We start from the raw sequence: 16,609 nt of genomic DNA on the forward strand, positions 1-16,609 counted from the left end.
CCGTCTGTGAGAGACGGGCAGGAGACAGGGGAGCCCGGCACGGTGTCCGTGCCGGGCTCCATTTATTACGGGTACGCCCGCCTCGCTACAGGTAGGGGCCGCCCGAGCGGCCGGCGGCGCGATGGTCGTCGCCGCCCTCGTGGCCGGTCACGCCCGGCGGGAGCGCGCGGCGCATCTGCTCCAGCTGGGCCCGCGCGGCCATCTGCTGGGCGAACAGCGTCGTCTGGATCCCGTGGAAGAGGCCTTCCAGCCAGCCCACCAACTGCGCCTGCGCGATGCGCAGTTCCGCGTCGCTCGGGGTGGCGTCGTCGTTGAACGGCAGGGAAAGCCGCTCCAGTTCCTCGACCAGCTCCGGCGCGAGTCCGTCCTCCAGCTCCTTCACCGAGCTGGCGTGGATCTCCTTGAGCCGCACCCGGCTCGCCTCGTCCAGAGGGGCCGCGCGCACCTCCTCCAGGAGCTGCTTGATCATGCTGCCGATCCGCATGACCTTGGCCGGCTGTTCCACCTGGTCCGTCAGCGGGGTCTCACGGGACTCGTCGTCCCCGTTGCCGCCGCCGAGCGCCATCCCGTCCTGGCCCACGACGAGGATCTGGGGGTTCTCCGGCGACCGTTCGTTCCTCGGCATCTCCATGCCGCCATTCTCTCGCACGCGTACACCTCATCACCGTGGTGCCCCCTCGTGGGACTGATCCACCGTTTAGACCCGACGGCCCAATCTGAAATGCCCTGATCGCCCTTGAATGTGAGGCTTATTCCTGCCGGTCACCCATCGATCACGACATCCGGCTCCGGGAGGTCACCGACGTGACTCCATGGCTGCGCATCACGCTCCGCTGCATACGGCCGCTGCTCGTCCTCTGCATACGGCCGCTTCTCGTCCTCGCGGTGGCCCTGCCCGTGTGCGGCACCGTCACCGACGACGCCACGACCGCGTACGCCGCCGAACCCGCCCAGAGAGGCTCCCCCGACCCCGACCCACCGGACCGGCCGACGCCCGACGAAGCGAAACGCCCCGCCCCTGGAGACACGGCCCGCACGGCGCCCGGAGACACGGGCCGCACGGCCCGCACCGGCAGCCCGGAACACTCAGCACACGGCGGCCGCGGGCCGACGGACGACGTCGCTCGGGAGCCGTCGGGCGGCATAGGCACCGATCACAGTCCGAGTCACGGTCGCGGTCATGGTGACGGTCATGACGGCCACAGTCACGGTGACGGTCACGGTGACGGTCACGGTTACAGCGGCTTCCCGGCCACCGGACCCTTGCCGATCTCACCGATCTCACCGATCCTCCCCATACCCTCTGATTCCGCCTCCGCCTTGTACCGTCCGACGGCCGTCGAGCCGACCCGTGCGGGCAGCCGGGCCGGCGAGGGGCGGATGCGGCCGGGCCGACCGGACGGCCCCGCGGCCGAGGTCGAGGGCGAAGACGACCCGGTACCCACCCAGGCCCCCCGCACCGGCCGGGCGGAGGAACCGGAGATCACGGACCTCCCGACCACGACACCGACGGCTCCGACCGCCCCCGACGAGGCCGGCCTCAACCACCCCCCGGCCCAGAACGCCGTCCCCCAGGGCACGAACCCCTCCGAGCCGGTCCTGCAGGTACTCCCCCTGGGCAGCGGGCTGATCCTCATAGGCCTGGGCCTGGGCCTGGCCTTCCTGGGCCTCAAACTCCGCAGAGACTGACCGCACGGTCGCGGCGGCACGGGTGGGCGGTCGCTCCCCCGCTCGAGCCAAGCCGAGAGTGGGGAGGCACCCGGCAAGCGCCGGCAAGCGCCCCCACGTCCGGCCCGCACCGACACCGCCGCTCATGCACCACCGGCGCCCCTGAACCCGGCACCCGGCACCCGGCACCCGGCACCCGGCACCCGGCACCCGGCACCCGGCGCAGCCAACCCCGCGGCACCGGGCACCGCGCCGCTCCAGCCCCCCGGCGTTACGACGTGACCAGCAGCACCTTCCCCACGTGCCCGCTGGCCTCCACCACGCGATGCCCCTCGGCCGCCTCCGCCATCGGCACCTCGCGATCCACCACCGGCCGCACATGCCCGCCGGCCAGCAACGGCCACACATGCTCCCGGACAGCCGCCACGATCGCCGCCTTCTCGCTCAGCGGCCGTGCCCGCAACGAGGTCGCACTGATCGCGGCCCGCTTGTTCAGCAGCGTGCCGATGTTCAGCTCCCCCTTCGCGCCGCCCTGCATGCCGATGATCGCGAGCCGCCCGCTGACTGCGAGAGCCTGGACGTTGCGGTCCAGGTACTTCGCGCCCATGTTGTCGAGGATGACGTCGGCCCCCGCGCCCCCGGTGGCCTGCTTGATCTCGGCGACGAAGTCCTGCTCGCGGTAGTTGACGAGGATGTCCGCGCCCAGCTCGGCACACCGCTCCAGCTTCTCCTTCGTACCCGCCGTCACCGCCACCCTGGCCCCGACGGCCTTGGCGAGCTGGATCGCCATGGTGCCGATGCCGCTGGACCCGCCGTGCACGAGCAGCGTCTCACCGGGCCGCAGATGGGCGATCATGAACACGTTGGACCAGACCGTGCAGACGACCTCGGGCAGCGCGGCCGCGCGCTTGAGGTCGACCCCCTCGGGCACGGACAGCAACTGCCCGGCGGGTACGACAACCTTCTCGGCGTACCCGCCACCCGCGAGCAGTGCGCACACCTCGTCGCCAACGGCCCAGCCGGACACTCCGGAGCCGAGCGCGGCGATCCTGCCGGAGCACTCCAGACCGGGGTAGGGGGAGGCGCCGGGCGGCGGGTTGTAGAAGCCCTGCCGCTGCAGGACGTCGGCACGGTTGACGGCGCTGGCCACCACCTCGACCAGCACCTCGCCCTCGCCAGGCACCGGATCGGGGACCTCCGCCCACACCAGCGCCTCGGGACCACCAGGTTCGGGAATCGTGATCGCATGCATGCCCGTGACGCTACTCCCCGCGGATGCCGTCCACGGGTCAGACCCGCTCGCTCGAACACGCCCGCACGATGGTGATCCGCAGGCCCACCTCACCCCGTGCAGTACCGGACGTTCGACGAGGTCCAGCCCGCTGCCCTGGCGTGACGGCCCAGACGTTTCACGTGAAACACACCTCGATTCCAGCGGTCGCCCACGGCAGGTCCAGCAGCTCCGCCTCTTCCCCCTGTCGGGCCCCGCCGGGTGGTACGACGGCCAGCGCATCGGCGGCGGCGATGCCGCGGAGCATGGCCGGACCGTTGTAGTGCAGCGGTACGGCACGGTCGCCGCGCAGCACCACGGGGATCAACCGGGTGTCGTAGGGATGCCCCTGCACCGCCTCGCTGAGCGGCAGCGTGTACGGCTCCGGGGCCGGGTGGGCGGCCAGAGTGCGCAACAGCGGCTCGGCGAGGGTGAGCAGGCCGGACACGGCCGCGAGGGGGTTGCCGGGGAGGCCGACGAGGTGCTGGGCGTCCTTGGTACGGGCCAGCAGCATGGGGTGTCCGGGGCGCACCTTGACGCCGTCGACGAGGAGTTCGGCGTCGATGCGCTTCAGGATGGGGTGCACGTGGTCGACGGGCCCGCCGGCGGTGCCGCCCGTGGTGACGATGAGGTCGGCCTCGGAGCCGGTGACGGCCCGGTGCAGGGCCTTCGCGTCGTCGCCGATCCGGCGCACCTTGACGACCTCGGCGCCGAGCGCGCGCAGCCACGGCGGCAGCATCGGGCCGAGCGCGTCCCGGATCAGCCCGTCGCGCGGCAGTCCCTCGGCCAGCAGTTCGTCGCCGAGCACGAGGACTTCGGCACGGGGCCGCGGTACGGCGGTGACGGAGTCGTATCCGGCCGCCGCGGCGAGCCCCAGGACGGCGGGGGTGACCCGGGTGCCGACGGGCAGCAACTGGTCGCCGCTGCGGCACTCCTGGCCGCGCGGGCGGATGTCCTGGCCGTGCACGATCTCCCGCGTGGCGTGCAGCCGCCCCTGCGCGTCGGTACGGCCATGCTCGCTGCGCAGGACTGCGGTGGTGTCGGCAGGGATGCGGGCGCCGGTGGCGATACGGACCGCCTCGCCGTCGGTGAGCGGCTCGGGCTGCGCGTGCCCGGCGAGCACGCCCTCGCCGCGCACCTCCCAGGGCCCGGGACCTGCGACCGCCCAGCCGTCCATCGCGGAGGTGTCGAAGGAGGGCAGGTCGGTGAGTGCGTCGAGCGGGGCGGCCAGGACCAGGCCGAGGGCATCGCCGAGCGGCACGGACACGGGGGCGCTGCGGACCCGGGAGCGTGCGGCGCGGGCGGCGATCTCGCGGGCCTGGGCCCATGGGATGGCCCGGTGCCGCTCGCCGTGGGCTTCCGGCGCCGGAGCGGGAACCTGGCCCGCGCGTTCGTCCTTGGCTTCCCTCACGAGGGCCAGGGCCTCCTCGACGTCGAGGTCGTCGCTGTCCTCGGCGGGCGCTCCGGCCCGAGTTCCGGGGGCGGTCATCCGGCGTCCGGGGCGCTCGGGCCCCCGCTGCTCTCTTGCCCGCCCCCGCCGTTTTCTTTCCCGCCCTTGTTCTCTTCCTCCCAGCGCAGCGCGAGCGCGGCCGCCTTGCGGGCGGCCTCGGCGACCGCGTCGGGGCCGCCCTTGCCCTGGGCCGCGGCGTAGCCGACGAGGAAGGTGGTCAGCGGGGCGGCGGGCCGGGCCACGCCGTGCGCGGCGTCACGGGCCAGGTCGAGCAGGACGCCGGTGTCGACGTCCAGGTCGATGCCCAGCTCGTCCTTGACTGCGGAGATCCATTCATCCAACACGTGCCCATGCTCCCTGATGCGTGCCCTGGCGTTGACGAGGTCGTCCCAGGTGTCGCAGTCGAAGGACGCGAGCGGGTCCGGGACACGGGTGAGGCTGAGGGCGCCGGTCAGCCGGCGCAGGGGCAGTCCGGTCAGGCCGTCGGGTCCGGCCGCGAGGGCGGCCAGCTCGCGGCGGAGCGCGGGGGTGCGGTAGGCGGCCACGAGCGGCTGGTCACGGCCGTCGGCGTCGGTGAGCAGCGCGCCGTCGGCTCCGGTGTCGCCGAGGGCGGTCAGCAGGCGCCATAGCGTGGCCGGCCGGAGGAAGGGCAGGTCGGCGGAGAGTACGACGGCGTGCTCGGCGGTGGTGTGCCGCAGGCCGGCTTCCAGCGCGGCGACCGGTCCCGCGCCGGGCGGTTCCTCGCGCGCCCAGAGCACCGGCCGCACGGTGGGCCGCCGGCCGGCCACCACAACGGTCGTCCCGGCGTCCGCGCAGGCCGCGAGCACCCGGTCGAGCAGCGCCCGGCCGCCGACCCGCAGACCGGGCTTGTCGGCCCCGCCGAGCCGCCGGGCGGCGCCGCCGGCCAGCACGACGGCGTCGTACGGCAAGGGCGTCCCGGGAGCGGCGGGGGCGTTGTCGGTCACCCCCCGAGTATGTCCCGAGGGGCCTCACTCGTGTCTTCCGCGGGGGCCCTTCTTCGAGGGCCCCGTATGTGTCAGAGCGTGCGCAGAAGCACCGCCGGCTGTTCCACACAGTCCGCCACGTACCGCAGGAAGCCGCCCGCCGTGCCGCCGTCGCACACCCGGTGGTCGAAGGTGAGCGAGAGCTGTACGACCTGACGCACGGCCAGCTCGCCTTCGTGCACCCATGGTTTGGGGACGATCCGGCCGACGCCGAGCATGGCCGCCTCGGGGTGGTTGATGATCGGCGTGGAGCCGTCGACACCGAAGACGCCGTAGTTGTTCAACGTGAAGGTCCCGCCGGTGAGTTCCCCGGGTGTGAGCGTCCCGGTGCGGGCGGCCTCGGTGAGCCGGACGAACTCAGCGGTCAGCGCCTCGGCGTCGCGCGCGTGGGCGTCGCGGACGACCGGCACGACGAGCCCGCGTTCGGTCTGGGCGGCGAACCCGAGGTGGACCTGGTCGAGCTGGACGACCTCGCGGGCCTCTATGTCGACGTAGGAGTTCAGCTCGGGGAACCGGGCGAGCGCGGCCGTACAGATGCGGGCGAGCAGCGCGAGCAGGGAGATCTTCGGTCCGCCGGCCGCGTTCATCGCCGTACGCGCGCGCATGAGTTCGGTCGCGTCGGCGTCGACCCAGCAGGTGGCGTCCGGGATCTCCCGGCGGCTGCGGGAGAGCTTGTCGGCGACCGCGCCACGCACGCCCTTGAGGGGGACGCGGGTGCCCGCGACGCGCGTGCCCGAAGCGGCAGCGGCGGCTGCCGAGGGGATCGCGGCGGGGGCGTGTGCCGCCGTGGAGGGCGCCTCGGCCGTACGGCTGCCCACGACCGCCTTGGCCCGCAGGGCGCCCTCGACGTCCGCACGCAGGATCAGCCCGTCCGGGCCCGAGCCCGCCAGCTGCCGCAGGTCCACACCGCCCTCCCGGGCCAGTCGGCGGACCAGGGGGGAAATCACGGGCACCGGCCCTTCGGCGTGGAGCGCGTCCACGCGCGCGTGGGCCGTCCCGGCGTGCGCTGTTCCATTGAAGGCGAGCGTCCCGCTGTCCGCACCGGTGCTGCCGTTCGCGGCACCCGTCGTCATCGGCGTGGGCCGCACCCTCCGGCGCCGGGCCGGAGCCTGTGCGGTGCCGTATCCGACCAGGACGTTGCCCGATCCCTCGGTGTCCCCCGCCGGGGCCTGCGGTCCCACCGCCACCGTCAGCAGCGGCGCGCCGACCGGCAGTTCGGTGCCCTCCTCGCCGAAGCGGGCGGTGACCACGCCGCCGTACGGGCAGGGCACCTCGACCATCGCCTTGGCCGTCTCGACCTCGACGACCGGCTGGTCGACCGCGACGACGTCACCGACCTGGACCAGCCAGCGGACGATCTCCGCCTCGGTGAGTCCCTCACCGAGGTCGGGGAGCTTGAACTCCAGCACCTGTGCCATCAGCCCTCGGCCTCCCACTGCAGCCGGGCCACGGCGTCCAGGATGCGGTCGACGCCGGGCAGGTGGTGCCGTTCCAGCATGGGCGGCGGGTAGGGGATGTCGAAGCCGGCGACGCGCAGCACCGGAGCCTCCAGGTGGTGGAAGCAGCGCTCGGTGATCCGAGCCGCGATCTCGCCGCCCGGCCCGCCGAATCCGGTGGCCTCGTGGACGATGACCGCGCGTCCGGTGCGCCGTACGGCCGCGCAGACGGTCTCGTCGTCGAACGGCACCAGTGAGCGCAGGTCGATCACTTCCAGGTCCCAGCCCTCGGCCTGTGCGGCCTCGGCGGCCTCCAGGCAGACCGGGAGGGAGGGGCCGTAGGTGATCAGCGTGGCGCTGCTGCCCGGCCGGCGCACCGCCGCGCGGCCGATGGGCTCCACGTCGGTGGGGTGGTCGGGGTTCCAGGAGTCCTTCGACCAGTACAGCCGCTTGGGCTCCAGGAAGACGACCGGGTCGTCGGAGGCGATGGCCTGGCGCAGCAGGCCGTAGGCGTCGGCGACGGTCGCGGGCGTGACCACGTGCAGTCCGGGCGTGGCCATGTAGTAGGCCTCGGAGGAGTCGCTGTGGTGCTCGACGCCGCCGATGCCGCCGCCGTAGGGGACGCGGACGGTGATGGGCAGGGGCATCCGGCCGCGCGTGCGGTTGCGCATCCGGGAGACATGGCTGATGAGCTGCTCGAACGCCGGGTAGGCGAAGGCGTCGAACTGCATCTCCACCACCGGGCGCAGGCCGTACATGGCCATGCCGACGGCGGTGCCGAGGATGCCGGCCTCGGCGAGCGGGGTGTCGGTGCAGCGGTCCTCGCCGAACTCCTTGGCGAGGCCGTCGGTGACCCGGAAGACGCCGCCGAGGGTGCCGACGTCCTCACCCATGACGTGCACGGTCGGGTCGGCGGCCATCGCGTCGCGCATCGCGCGAGTGAGGGCCTGGGCCATGGTGGCGGGCTTGACGGCGACGGTGGTCATCGGGCGCCGCCTTCCTGCTCGCCGTGCCGCTCCTGCTCGGCTTCCAGCTCGGCCCGCAACAGGGCACGCTGTTCGCGCAGTTGGGCGGTGGTCTCGGCGTAGACGTGGTCGAAGAGGGCCATGGGGTCCAGTTCGGGGTCGCGGTTCATGCGTTCGCGCAGGGAGGCGGCCATCGTCTCGGCATCCTTCCGGGCGGCCTCGATACCGGCCTCGTCGAGCAGCCCGCGCTCGGTCAGCTCGTGCTCCAGCAGCTGGATCGGGTCGTGCGCACGCCAGGCCTCGACCTCGGCGTCACCCCGGTAGCGGGTGGCGTCGTCGGCGTTGGTGTGGGCGTCGATGCGGTACGTCACCGCCTCCACGAGGGTCGGTCCGCCGCCCGCGCGCGCGTGCCGTACCGCGTCACTGAGGACCTCGTGCACGGCCACCGCGTCGTTGCCGTCGACCAGCCGGCCCGGCATGCCGTACCCGACGGCCTTGTGGGCCAGGGAGGGCGCGGCGGTCTGCTTGGCGAGCGGGACGGAGATGGCGAAGCCGTTGTTCTGCACGAGGAAGACGACCGGCGCCTGCCAGACGGCGGCGAAGTTCAGCGCCTCGTGGAAGTCGCCCTCGCTGGTGCCGCCGTCGCCTACCAGGGCGAGCGCGACGACGTCGTCGCCCTTGAGGCGGGCGGCGTGCGCGAGGCCGACGGCGTGCGGCAGCTGGGTGGCCAGCGGGGTGCTGAGGGGGGCGACCCGGTGGGCGTGGGGGTCGTAGCCGTTGTGCCAGTCACCGCGCAGCAGGGTGAGGGCCTCGACGGGGTCCACGCCCCTGGCGACGACGGCGAGGGTGTCGCGGTAGCTGGGAAAGAGCCAGTCCCGCTCTTCCAGGGCCAGGGCGGCGGCGACCTCGCAGGCCTCCTGGCCGGTGCTGGAGGGGTAGACGGCGAGGCGGCCCTGCTTGGTGAGCGCGGTGGCCTGCGTGTTGTAGCGGCGGCCGCGCACCAGCTGGGCGTAGAGCCGGCGCAGCAGGTCCGGGTCGGCCTTGGCGGTCGCCTCGGTGCCGAGGACGCGGTAGGGCTCGGCGTCGGGCAGCAGCGGCGCGGGGTCCATACGGGGCTGCCAGGCGGGCGGCGGCGATGGCCGGTACGCGCCCCGCTGCTCCATGACCGTCATGACGGCACCTCCTCGTGGGAGCGGCTACGGGAGGCGCGTCGGCTGTGAGGCGCCTCACCAACCGATTGTTCGGTCGTTGGCACATTTTGGCTACAGGCCCCTCCAGGCTGTGGACAAACGGTTCTCCACAGCCTGGAATGAACGCAGGACGTCCACGGCGAGGGAGCGGGAGGCAATGGCAACTGAACAAATGGCCGACGGACCGCACGACGACACCACGCTCCCGCCCCCGCGCCCGCTGGACGGCGCCGCGCTGCCGCCGCCGCGCCCGCTCGACGCCATCGATCAGGACATCCTGAAAATCCTCCAGGCGGACGGCCGCGCCTCCATACGGTCCGTCGCCGAACGCGTCCACGTCTCGCGCGCCAACGCCTACGCGCGCATCAACCGGCTCGTCGAGGACGGGGTGATCCGGGGCTTCAGCGCGCGCGTGGACCACGAGCGGGCGGGGCACGGCACCTCGGCGTACATCACGCTGAACATCGTGCAGAACACCTGGCGCACGGTCCGCGAGCAGCTCAGGCAGCTGCCCGGCGCCTCCCACATCGCGCTGGTGGGCGGCGACTTCGACGTGCTGCTGCTGGTGCACACGCCCGACAACCGGGCGCTGCGCGAGCTGGTGCTCACCCGGCTCCAGGCGATCCCCGAGGTGCTCAGCACGCGCACGCTGCTGGTGTTCGAGGAGGAGGACCTGGAGCCGGAGGCGTGACCAGAGGCGTGCGGAGTCCTGACCTCAGCCCTGTTTGAGGCCCGCGAAGACCAGCCGGACCACCGCCTCGGACACCTCGCGTTCACCGGCGCCCCGCGGGTCCGGCCGGTACCACTCCACGATCGAGTTGATCATTCCGAAGACCAGCCGGGTGGCCAGCCGGACCTCGACGTCACCGCGTACGTCCCCGTCGGCCGCCGCGGCCTTCAGCAGTTCCGCAACCCGGTGGTCGAAGTCGCGCCGCTGCTCCAGCGCCCACCGTTCGGTGGCGGTGTTGCCGCGTACCCGCAGCAGCAGCGTCACGTACGGCAGCTCGCCTATGAGCACCTCGACCATGCGCCGTACGACGTGCTCCAGCCGGTCGACGGGCCGTCCCACGCGCGCGTGCTCCTCGTCCAGGATGGCGAACAGGCCGTCCAGGGCGCGGCTGACGGCCCGGCGCAGCAGCTCCTCCTTGCCGCTGACGTGGTGGTAGATCGACGACTTGGAGATGCCGGCCGCCTTGGACAGGTGCTCCATGGAGGTGCCGTCGTATCCGCGCTCGTTGAACACCTGGACGGCCACGGAGAGCAGCGTCTCGGGCGTGTACGTGTCGCGCTTGGCCGTGGTCATGACGTGCCCTCCCGCTTGTCGTCGATGGCGTACGCGTGGCGGTAGAGCGCGAGGGAGGGGGCGTAGCGTCCGGAGGGGTCGCGCTGGTGCATCTCGTCCAGGACGTCGAAGGCGAACTCGCGGCCGAGCCTGCGGTCCCACTCGAACGGGCCGAGCGGGTAGTTCACCCCGAGACGCATCGCCGTGTCGATGTCCTCCTGGGTGGCGACGCCCTTGGCGACGGCGTCGTGCGCGAGGTCGATGATCCGGGCGACCGTTCGCGCGACGATCATGCCGGGGACGTCGCCGATGATGCTGACGTTCTTGCCGAGGGCCTGGAAGAGGCCGGTGGCCTCGGCAAGGGTCTGCGGCGCGGTGTCCTGGGAGGCCGACAGGGCGACACGGGTGGCGGTGCGGTAGTCGAGGGCGAGGTCGAAGTAGACGACGTCGCGGAACTCCACGGACGTCTGGCCGTCGGCGAGCACCAGCTGGCCGCCGCCGGGCAGCACCAGGCGGGTGCCGTTGTCCTCGGCCTCCTCGCGGACCTGGATGCCCGCCGCGCGGATCAGCGTGAGCAGCTCGGCCGCCGGGCCGAGGCCGCCCTCGGCGACGACGTAGGCGGGCGGCTGCTCCTTGTCGGCTGTGTGCGGATCGGCCTTCTCGGCGCCCTCGGCGTGGTCGTACCAGCCCTGCCCGGTCTTGCGGCCGAGTCGGCCGGACTCCACCAGCCGCCGCTGGGCCAGGGACGGGGTGAAGCGCACGTCCTGGAAGAAGGACTGCCACACCGAGTGGGTGACGGACTCGTTGACGTCCTGTCCGATCAGGTCGGTCAGCTCGAAGGCGCCCATCCTGAACCCGCCGGACTCGCGCAGGACGGCGTCGATGGTGGCCGGGTCGGCGGCCTGGGCCTCGTAGACCGCGAAGGCCTCGGCGTAGAAGGGCCGGGCGAGCCGGTTGACGATGAAACCCGGGGTGTCGGCGCAGGCCACCGGGGTCTTGCCCCAGGCGCGAGCGGTCTCGTACGCGCGCGTGGCCGACGTGACGTCGGTGGCGAACCCGGAGACGACCTCGACCAGGGGCATGAGCGGTGCCGGGTTGAAGAAGTGCAGGCCCACGAAGCGGCCGGGCCGGCGCAGGGCACCGCCGATGGCCGTCACCGACAGCGAGGAGGTGTTGGTGGCGAGCAGGCAGTCCTCGGCGACGATGTCCTCCAGCTCGCCGAAGAGCTGCTGTTTGACGTCCAGCCGTTCCAGGACGGCCTCGACGACCAGCGTGCAGTCCGCCAGCTCGGTGAGGTTCTCCGCGGGCTTGAGGCGGGCGCGGGCCGCGTCCCGGTCGGCGGCGGCGAGCCTGCCCTTCTCCACGAGCCGGTCGAGGCGGGCGCCGATCGCCGCTGCCGCGTCCCGGGCACGCCCGGCGACGGCGTCGTAGAGCCGCACGGGGTGACCGGCGACCAGAGCGACCTGGGCGATGCCCTGGCCCATGGTGCCGGTGCCTACGACGGCCACAGGGCTGCTGAGGTCGAGTGCTGTCATGTGCGCGATCCTCCCGCACGGCGTTTTCCACAGATGCGGCAGGCCCCCTTGTCCCGACCGATCGTTCGGTTACTCTAGCTCTGACCGTCCCATCCCGCTGCTCTTTCTGCCAGGTCGATGGACTCGACGAAGAGTTCTCCAGACGAGGAGTTGGTCCCGTATGGCCGCCGAACTGACCGCGCACGAGCTGATCGCCAAGCACCGGCCCACGCTCGACCAGGCACTGGAAGCGATCCGCACGCGCGCGTACTGGTCCCCGCACCCCGAGCACCCGAAGGCCTACGGCGAGAACGGCAGCCTGGACGCGGCGGCGGGCAAGGCCGCCTTCGACGCCCTGCTGAACACCCGCCTCGACCTCGGCCAGCCCGGCACCGACGACTGGGTGGGCGACGAGGTCTCGCCGTACGGCATCGACCTGGGCGTCGGCTACCCGCACGCGGACGTGGACGTGCTGATCCCCGCGATGAAGGCCGGGCAGCGGGCCTGGCGCGACGCGGGCGCGGAGACCCGGGCACTGGTGTGCCTGGAGATCCTCAAGCGGATCAGCGACCGGACGCACGAGTTCGCGCACGCCGTCATGCACACCAGTGGCCAGGCCTTCATGATGGCGTTCCAGGCAGGCGGCCCGCACGCCCAGGACCGCGGCCTGGAGGCGGTGGCGTACGCGTACGCGGAGCAGGTCCGCACGCCGGAGACGGCCGAGTGGACCAAGCCGCAGGGCAAGCGTGACCCGCTGGCCCTCACCAAGCAGTTCACGCCGGTCCCGCGCGGCCTCGCCCTGCTCATCGGCTGCAACACCTTCCCGACATGGAACGGCTACCCGGGCCTGTTCGCCTCCCTGGCCACCGGCAACGCGGTCCTGGTCAAGCCCCACCCGCGCGCGGTGCTGCCGCTCGCGCTCACCGTGCAGGTCGCGCGCCAGGTGCTCACCGAGACGGGCTTCGACCCGAACCTGGTGGCGCTGGCCGCCGAGCGCCCCGGCGAGGGCATCGCCAAGACCCTCGCCACCCGCCCCGAGGTCCGGATCATCGACTACACCGGGTCGACGTCCTTCGGCGACTGGCTGGAGGCCAACGCCCGCCAGGCGCAGGTCTACACCGAGAAGGCCGGCGTCAACACGGTGATCGTGCACTCCGCCGGCGACTACAAGGGCATGCTGTCCAACCTGGCGTTCTCGCTGTCGCTGTACAGCGGCCAGATGTGCACCACCCCGCAGAACCTGCTCATCCCCCGGGACGGCATCCACACCGACGAGGGCCCCAAGACCTTCGACGAGGTCACCGCAGACCTCGCCCGCGCGGTCGCCGGCCTCCTCGGCGACGACGCCCGCGCGAACGCCCTGCTGGGCGCGATCGTCAACCCGGACGTCAAGGCCCGTCTGGAGGCCGCCGCCGGCCTCGGCGAAGTGGCCCTCGCCTCCCGGGAGATCAGCAACCCGGACTTCCCGGGCGCGGTCGTGCGCACCCCGGTCATCGTCAAGCTGGACGGCGCCAAGCCGGACGACGAGGCCGCCTACATGAGCGAGTGCTTCGGGCCGGTCTCCTTCGCCGTCGCGGTCGACTCTGCGCACGACGCGGTGGAGCTGCTGCGTCGCACGGTCCGCGAGAAGGGCGCGATGACGGTCGGCGCCTACACCACCGACAGCGAGGTGGAGCAGGCCGTCGAGGAGGCGTGCCTGGAGGAGGCGGCGCAGCTGTCGCTCAACCTGACCGGCGGGGTGTACGTGAACCAGACCGCCGCGTTCTCCGACTTCCACGGCTCGGGCGGCAACCCGGCGGCGAACGCCGCGCTGTGCGACGGGGCGTTCGTGGCCAACCGGTTCCGGGTGGTGGAGGTCCGCCGCGAGGCCTAGGAGACCGCAGGCGCGCCCCCGGTCGCGCTCCAGTGGTAGAGCGTCATCGCCACGCTGGTGGCGAGGTTGTAGCTGGAGACCTGGGGGCGCATCGGCAGCCGCAGCAGATGGTCGGCACGCGCGCGCAGCTGCGCCGACAGCCCGCTGCGCTCCGAGCCGAAGGCGAGGACGGCGTCGTCCGGGAGCTTCACGCCCCGGATGTCGTCGCCCTCGGGGTCCAGTGCGAACACCGGTCCCGGGGGCAGCTCGTCGACGCCCAGCCGCTCCACGGCCGTCGCGAAGTGCAGGCCGGCGCCGCCGCGTACCACTGTGGGATGCCAGGGGTCGAGGGTTCCCGTGGTGACGACTCCGGTCGCCCCGAAACCGGCGGCCAGCCGGATCACGGCGCCGGCGTTGCCCAGGTTGCGCGGGTTGTCCAGGACCACGACGGGCGCGGTGCGGGGCGTGTGGGCGAGCCTGCGCAGGTTGGCCTCGCGGGACGGCCGTACGGCGAGCGCGGCCGTGCCGGTCGGGTGGGGCCGCGGGACGAGCGAGGCGTACGTCTCCTCGGGCACCTGCGCCAGCAACGCGTCGAGCGCGTCGCGTACGTCCCCGGCCAGTTCCTCCGCGAGGGCGAGCGCCGCCTGCCGGTCGGTGGTGACCGCCACCGGGACCTCGGCCCCGAAGCGCAGCGCGTGCTTGAGGGCGTGGAAGCCGTCGAGCAGCACGGCGTCATCGGCGTGCTCGCGCCAGCGGGTCAGCGGGTCGGTCATGCGGTGAACCCTACGCGGCCCTGAGGACTCTCCTCGGGGCTCGCTTCGGGGGAGCGCGGCGCGGGCACCGTACGGCCGTCGGGCCTGCCCCGGCCGAGCCGTCCACGCGCGCGTGCGACCAGTGCGCCCAGCCGGCGCAGGAACGGCGTCGGCAGGAAGACCGCGTCCGCGGTGATCATCGCCAGCGAGAAGAACGGCAGGCCGAGCACGACCGCGATCACCGCGTGCTCGGTCATCATCAGCACCAGCAGGACGTTCTTGACCCGCCGGTTGAACAGGGTGAACGGGAAGGCGACCTGCACCATGACCGTGCCGTAGGCGACGGCCATCATGATCGTGCCGCTGGAGGACATCAGGTCCGCGAGTCCGGGCCAGGGCGAGAAGTAGTCCAGGTGGAGCGGGTAGTAGACGGCGGTGCCGTCCTGCCAGCGCGAGCCCTGGATCTTGTACCAGCCGGCCGTCGCGTAGATCAGGCAGGCCTCCGTCATGATCACGAACAGGGCGCCGTTGTGCAGGATGTTGGCGACGACGTCCAGCAGGATCCGCGGCTGCTGCGACTTCGCCCAGCGGCCCACGGCCCACCACAGGCCGAGCACGGTCCAGGCCGTCCACAGCAGCGCGGGAATCAGCCAGTCGTTGTCGAACCGGCCGGTGAACGCCGCCAGGAGCAGCGCCAGGCCGAACACCGCCCACAGGGCCGGACCCATGCGGTCGGCAGGGACCCGCTCGCCACGTGCGCGTGCCCTCTGCGCGTGCGCCGCCCGCCGCGCGTCCAGGGACCACACCTGTCCGCAGCGCGTGAACACGAGGTAGAAGGACATCAGGTGCAGGACGTTGTCGCCGCCGTCGCCCACGAAGACGCTGCGGTTCTGCAGCGACAGCACGCCCACCATGAACAGCACGGACGCCGTCCGGGTGCGCCAGCCGAGCAGCAGCGCCGCACTGGCGAGTATCGCCAGCAGGTAGAAGGACTCGAACCACAGCTGCCCGTCGGACCACAGCAGGGCCGTGAAGGCGTGGTTGTCGGCGGTCAGCTCCTTGGCGAGGTTCCAGCCCCAGGGCCCGGCCGGGCCGTACAGCTCCTGGCGGTGCGGGAACTCGCGCAGCAGGAACAGCAGCCAGGTCCCGGCGAACCCGATGCGGATCACGGCGCTCTGGTACGGCCCGAGAGCCGACTCGGTGACTCGGGCGATACCGCGCGAGAGGGTCAGGGAAAGCCTGTTCACCGCACACCTCCCGCTGCCTCGTCGGCCGTCACGGTCCACCAGGGCAGCACGCGGTAGACGGGCTTGTCGGACACGCGCTCATGGCTCCACTCGGGCGGCTGCACATTGCTGGTGCTCGAGCGGATCTGCACGCGCTGGATGACGCCGTCGCGGTCGGCCGGATAGGTGCGGTACAGGCGCATCACCACGATCCGGCGCAGGTACTGCTCGGAGAGGGACCCGCGCATACCCACGGCCCGGTTGTCGACGCTGTGCGTGGCGGTGAAGAAGTCCCAGGCGCGCCGCAGCTCGTTCTGCTGGGTGTGGCTCGGCACCGGGTTGCCGTCTATGGCGGCGCCGTCCTGGGCGGAGAGGTCGGTCCACCCGGTCGTGCGCAGCCCGCCCTCCTTCGCCCGCACCACGGCGCGCACCTGGACGGCGATGTTCTGCTGGAGCGGGTTGGGCGCGAACAGCTTCCAGTTCTGCTCGAACTCCGGGAACACCCACTCCTCGACGGCCTTGCCGTGCTGTTTGGTCACCGTGTTCGCGGGGGCGAGGCTGAGGAACACCATCAGCAGATGCACACAGGCGGCGACACCGATCACGGCAAGCGCCAGCGCCGCGGCGACCTGGTAGCGGGGGGAGAGGGCGGCCACGCCGGTGCGAGGCGCGGGGGGCGGCACGGGGGCCTCGGCCCCGGAGGCCGCGGCACCAGGACCGCCGACGGCAGCCGCGCCCGTCCGGGAATCCACGTCGGCTCGAGAACGCACATCAGCCGGGGAGTCCGCGCCAGACCGGCAATCCGTGTCGGCAGGGGAGCCGGTGTCGGCAGGGGAGCCTGCGTCGGTCGGGGAGCCTGCGTCGGTCGGGGAACCCTCCGTCAGACGCGCCCTGGCCGACCCACCGGGGTCGGGTCGGCCCCCCGGGTCCTCGTCGTACGCGTCCATTCCGCCCCGTCCCCCGTTTCGGATCAGTCGTTCGGTTCAGTGGTCCACCTCAG

The 16,609-nt window shown here is 72.6% G+C and carries 15 protein-coding genes; 3 read left to right on the forward strand and 12 right to left on the reverse strand.

Annotated elements, in window-relative coordinates; translation table 11 throughout:
• Positions 1–85: 85 nt before the first annotated feature.
• Positions 86–631: a bacterial proteasome activator family protein gene (locus ACWGJ5_RS08170; protein ID WP_453309169.1), complete on the reverse strand. Its 546-nt coding sequence runs from the start codon at positions 629–631 to the stop codon at positions 86–88.
• Between the two features lie 689 nt (positions 632–1,320).
• On the opposite strand from ACWGJ5_RS08170, the gene ACWGJ5_RS08175 reads away from it, so the two are divergent.
• Positions 1,321–1,689: a hypothetical protein gene (locus tag ACWGJ5_RS08175; RefSeq protein ID WP_453308941.1), complete on the forward strand. Its 369-nt coding sequence runs from the start codon at positions 1,321–1,323 to the stop codon at positions 1,687–1,689.
• Positions 1,690–1,939: 250 nt separating this feature from the next.
• On the opposite strand, the gene ACWGJ5_RS08180 is transcribed toward ACWGJ5_RS08175, so the two are convergent.
• The 6 genes from ACWGJ5_RS08180 to pdhA all read right to left on the reverse strand — a co-directional run bounded on the left by ACWGJ5_RS08180 (position 1,940) and on the right by pdhA (position 8,965).
• Positions 1,940–2,920 carry an NAD(P)H-quinone oxidoreductase gene (locus tag ACWGJ5_RS08180; RefSeq protein ID WP_453308942.1) on the reverse strand — a complete coding sequence of 327 codons (981 nt, stop codon included), beginning with the start codon at positions 2,918–2,920 and terminating at the stop codon, positions 1,940–1,942.
• 157 nt (positions 2,921–3,077) lie between these two features.
• The gene (locus tag ACWGJ5_RS08185) at positions 3,078–4,427 is read right to left on the reverse strand and encodes a molybdopterin molybdotransferase MoeA (RefSeq protein ID WP_453308943.1); all 1,350 of its coding nucleotides are present in this window, start codon (positions 4,425–4,427) and stop codon (positions 3,078–3,080) included.
• On the reverse strand, positions 4,424–5,353 hold the full coding sequence (locus ACWGJ5_RS08190) for an NTP transferase domain-containing protein (RefSeq protein ID WP_453308944.1): 930 nt from the start codon (positions 5,351–5,353) through the stop codon (positions 4,424–4,426). The genes ACWGJ5_RS08185 and ACWGJ5_RS08190 overlap by 4 nt, the downstream gene beginning before the upstream one ends.
• Before the next feature lie 71 nt (positions 5,354–5,424).
• On the reverse strand, positions 5,425–6,810 hold the full coding sequence (locus ACWGJ5_RS08195; protein WP_453308945.1) for a dihydrolipoamide acetyltransferase family protein: 1,386 nt from the start codon (positions 6,808–6,810) through the stop codon (positions 5,425–5,427).
• On the reverse strand, positions 6,810–7,814 hold the full coding sequence (locus ACWGJ5_RS08200; RefSeq protein ID WP_453308946.1) for an alpha-ketoacid dehydrogenase subunit beta: 1,005 nt from the start codon (positions 7,812–7,814) through the stop codon (positions 6,810–6,812). The genes ACWGJ5_RS08195 and ACWGJ5_RS08200 overlap by 1 nt, the downstream gene beginning before the upstream one ends.
• On the reverse strand, positions 7,811–8,965 hold the full coding sequence (pdhA, locus tag ACWGJ5_RS08205) for a pyruvate dehydrogenase (acetyl-transferring) E1 component subunit alpha (protein WP_453308947.1): 1,155 nt from the start codon (positions 8,963–8,965) through the stop codon (positions 7,811–7,813). Before pdhA ends, ACWGJ5_RS08200 begins: the two co-directional genes overlap by 4 nt.
• 190 nt (positions 8,966–9,155) lie before the next feature.
• On the opposite strand from pdhA, the gene ACWGJ5_RS08210 reads away from it, so the two are divergent.
• Entirely contained in the window at positions 9,156–9,674 is a 519-nt protein-coding gene (locus ACWGJ5_RS08210; RefSeq protein ID WP_453309170.1) for an Lrp/AsnC family transcriptional regulator, read from the forward strand.
• 24 nt (positions 9,675–9,698) lie between these two features.
• Here ACWGJ5_RS08210 and ACWGJ5_RS08215 read toward each other — a convergent pair whose 3' ends face one another.
• A complete protein-coding gene (locus tag ACWGJ5_RS08215) occupies positions 9,699–10,286 on the reverse strand; it encodes a TetR/AcrR family transcriptional regulator (protein ID WP_453308948.1) in 588 nt (195 codons plus the stop codon).
• On the reverse strand, positions 10,283–11,800 hold the full coding sequence (locus tag ACWGJ5_RS08220) for a 3-hydroxyacyl-CoA dehydrogenase (RefSeq protein WP_453308949.1): 1,518 nt from the start codon (positions 11,798–11,800) through the stop codon (positions 10,283–10,285). The genes ACWGJ5_RS08215 and ACWGJ5_RS08220 overlap by 4 nt, the downstream gene beginning before the upstream one ends.
• A gap of 160 nt (positions 11,801–11,960) precedes the next feature.
• Here ACWGJ5_RS08220 and paaN point away from each other — a divergent pair, with 160 nt between their 5' ends.
• Positions 11,961–13,652: a phenylacetic acid degradation protein PaaN gene (gene paaN / locus ACWGJ5_RS08225; protein ID WP_453308950.1), complete on the forward strand. Its 1,692-nt coding sequence runs from the start codon at positions 11,961–11,963 to the stop codon at positions 13,650–13,652.
• On the opposite strand, the gene ACWGJ5_RS08230 is transcribed toward paaN, so the two are convergent.
• The 3 genes from ACWGJ5_RS08230 to ACWGJ5_RS08240 are packed head-to-tail and all read right to left on the reverse strand — an operon-like array spanning position 13,649 to position 16,556.
• Positions 13,649–14,404, reverse strand: a complete 756-nt coding sequence (locus ACWGJ5_RS08230; RefSeq protein WP_453308951.1) for a TrmH family RNA methyltransferase — start codon at positions 14,402–14,404, stop codon at positions 13,649–13,651. The genes paaN and ACWGJ5_RS08230 overlap by 4 nt on opposite strands.
• Complete coding sequence (locus ACWGJ5_RS08235) at positions 14,401–15,630, reverse strand: HTTM domain-containing protein (RefSeq protein ID WP_453308952.1); 1,230 nt, start codon at positions 15,628–15,630, stop codon at positions 14,401–14,403. The genes ACWGJ5_RS08230 and ACWGJ5_RS08235 overlap by 4 nt, the downstream gene beginning before the upstream one ends.
• Positions 15,627–16,556 carry a DUF5819 family protein gene (locus tag ACWGJ5_RS08240; RefSeq protein ID WP_453308953.1) on the reverse strand — a complete coding sequence of 310 codons (930 nt, stop codon included), beginning with the start codon at positions 16,554–16,556 and terminating at the stop codon, positions 15,627–15,629. Before ACWGJ5_RS08240 ends, ACWGJ5_RS08235 begins: the two co-directional genes overlap by 4 nt.
• Between the last annotated feature and the right edge of the window lie 53 nt (positions 16,557–16,609).

The organism is Streptomyces sp. NPDC054783 (assembly GCF_053611725.1).

Bases quoted from the DNA above. Each gene is read 5' to 3' on its own strand.
- ACWGJ5_RS08170 (WP_453309169.1), bottom strand. From the start codon at position 631: ATGGAGATGCCGAGGAACGAACGGTCGCCGGAGAACCCCCAGATCCTC.
- ACWGJ5_RS08240 (WP_453308953.1), bottom strand. From the start codon at position 16,556: ATGGACGCGTACGACGAGGACCCGGGGGGCCGACCCGACCCCGGTGGG.
- ACWGJ5_RS08195 (WP_453308945.1), bottom strand. From the start codon at position 6,810: ATGGCACAGGTGCTGGAGTTCAAGCTCCCCGACCTCGGTGAGGGACTC.
- ACWGJ5_RS08210 (WP_453309170.1), top strand. From the start codon at position 9,156: ATGGCCGACGGACCGCACGACGACACCACGCTCCCGCCCCCGCGCCCG.
- ACWGJ5_RS08200 (WP_453308946.1), bottom strand. From the start codon at position 7,814: ATGACCACCGTCGCCGTCAAGCCCGCCACCATGGCCCAGGCCCTCACT.
- ACWGJ5_RS08185 (WP_453308943.1), bottom strand. From the start codon at position 4,427: ATGACCGCCCCCGGAACTCGGGCCGGAGCGCCCGCCGAGGACAGCGAC.
- ACWGJ5_RS08215 (WP_453308948.1), bottom strand. From the start codon at position 10,286: ATGACCACGGCCAAGCGCGACACGTACACGCCCGAGACGCTGCTCTCC.
- ACWGJ5_RS08230 (WP_453308951.1), bottom strand. From the start codon at position 14,404: ATGACCGACCCGCTGACCCGCTGGCGCGAGCACGCCGATGACGCCGTG.
- ACWGJ5_RS08220 (WP_453308949.1), bottom strand. From the start codon at position 11,800: ATGACAGCACTCGACCTCAGCAGCCCTGTGGCCGTCGTAGGCACCGGC.
- paaN (WP_453308950.1), top strand. From the start codon at position 11,961: ATGGCCGCCGAACTGACCGCGCACGAGCTGATCGCCAAGCACCGGCCC.
- pdhA (WP_453308947.1), bottom strand. From the start codon at position 8,965: ATGACGGTCATGGAGCAGCGGGGCGCGTACCGGCCATCGCCGCCGCCC.
- ACWGJ5_RS08180 (WP_453308942.1), bottom strand. From the start codon at position 2,920: ATGCATGCGATCACGATTCCCGAACCTGGTGGTCCCGAGGCGCTGGTG.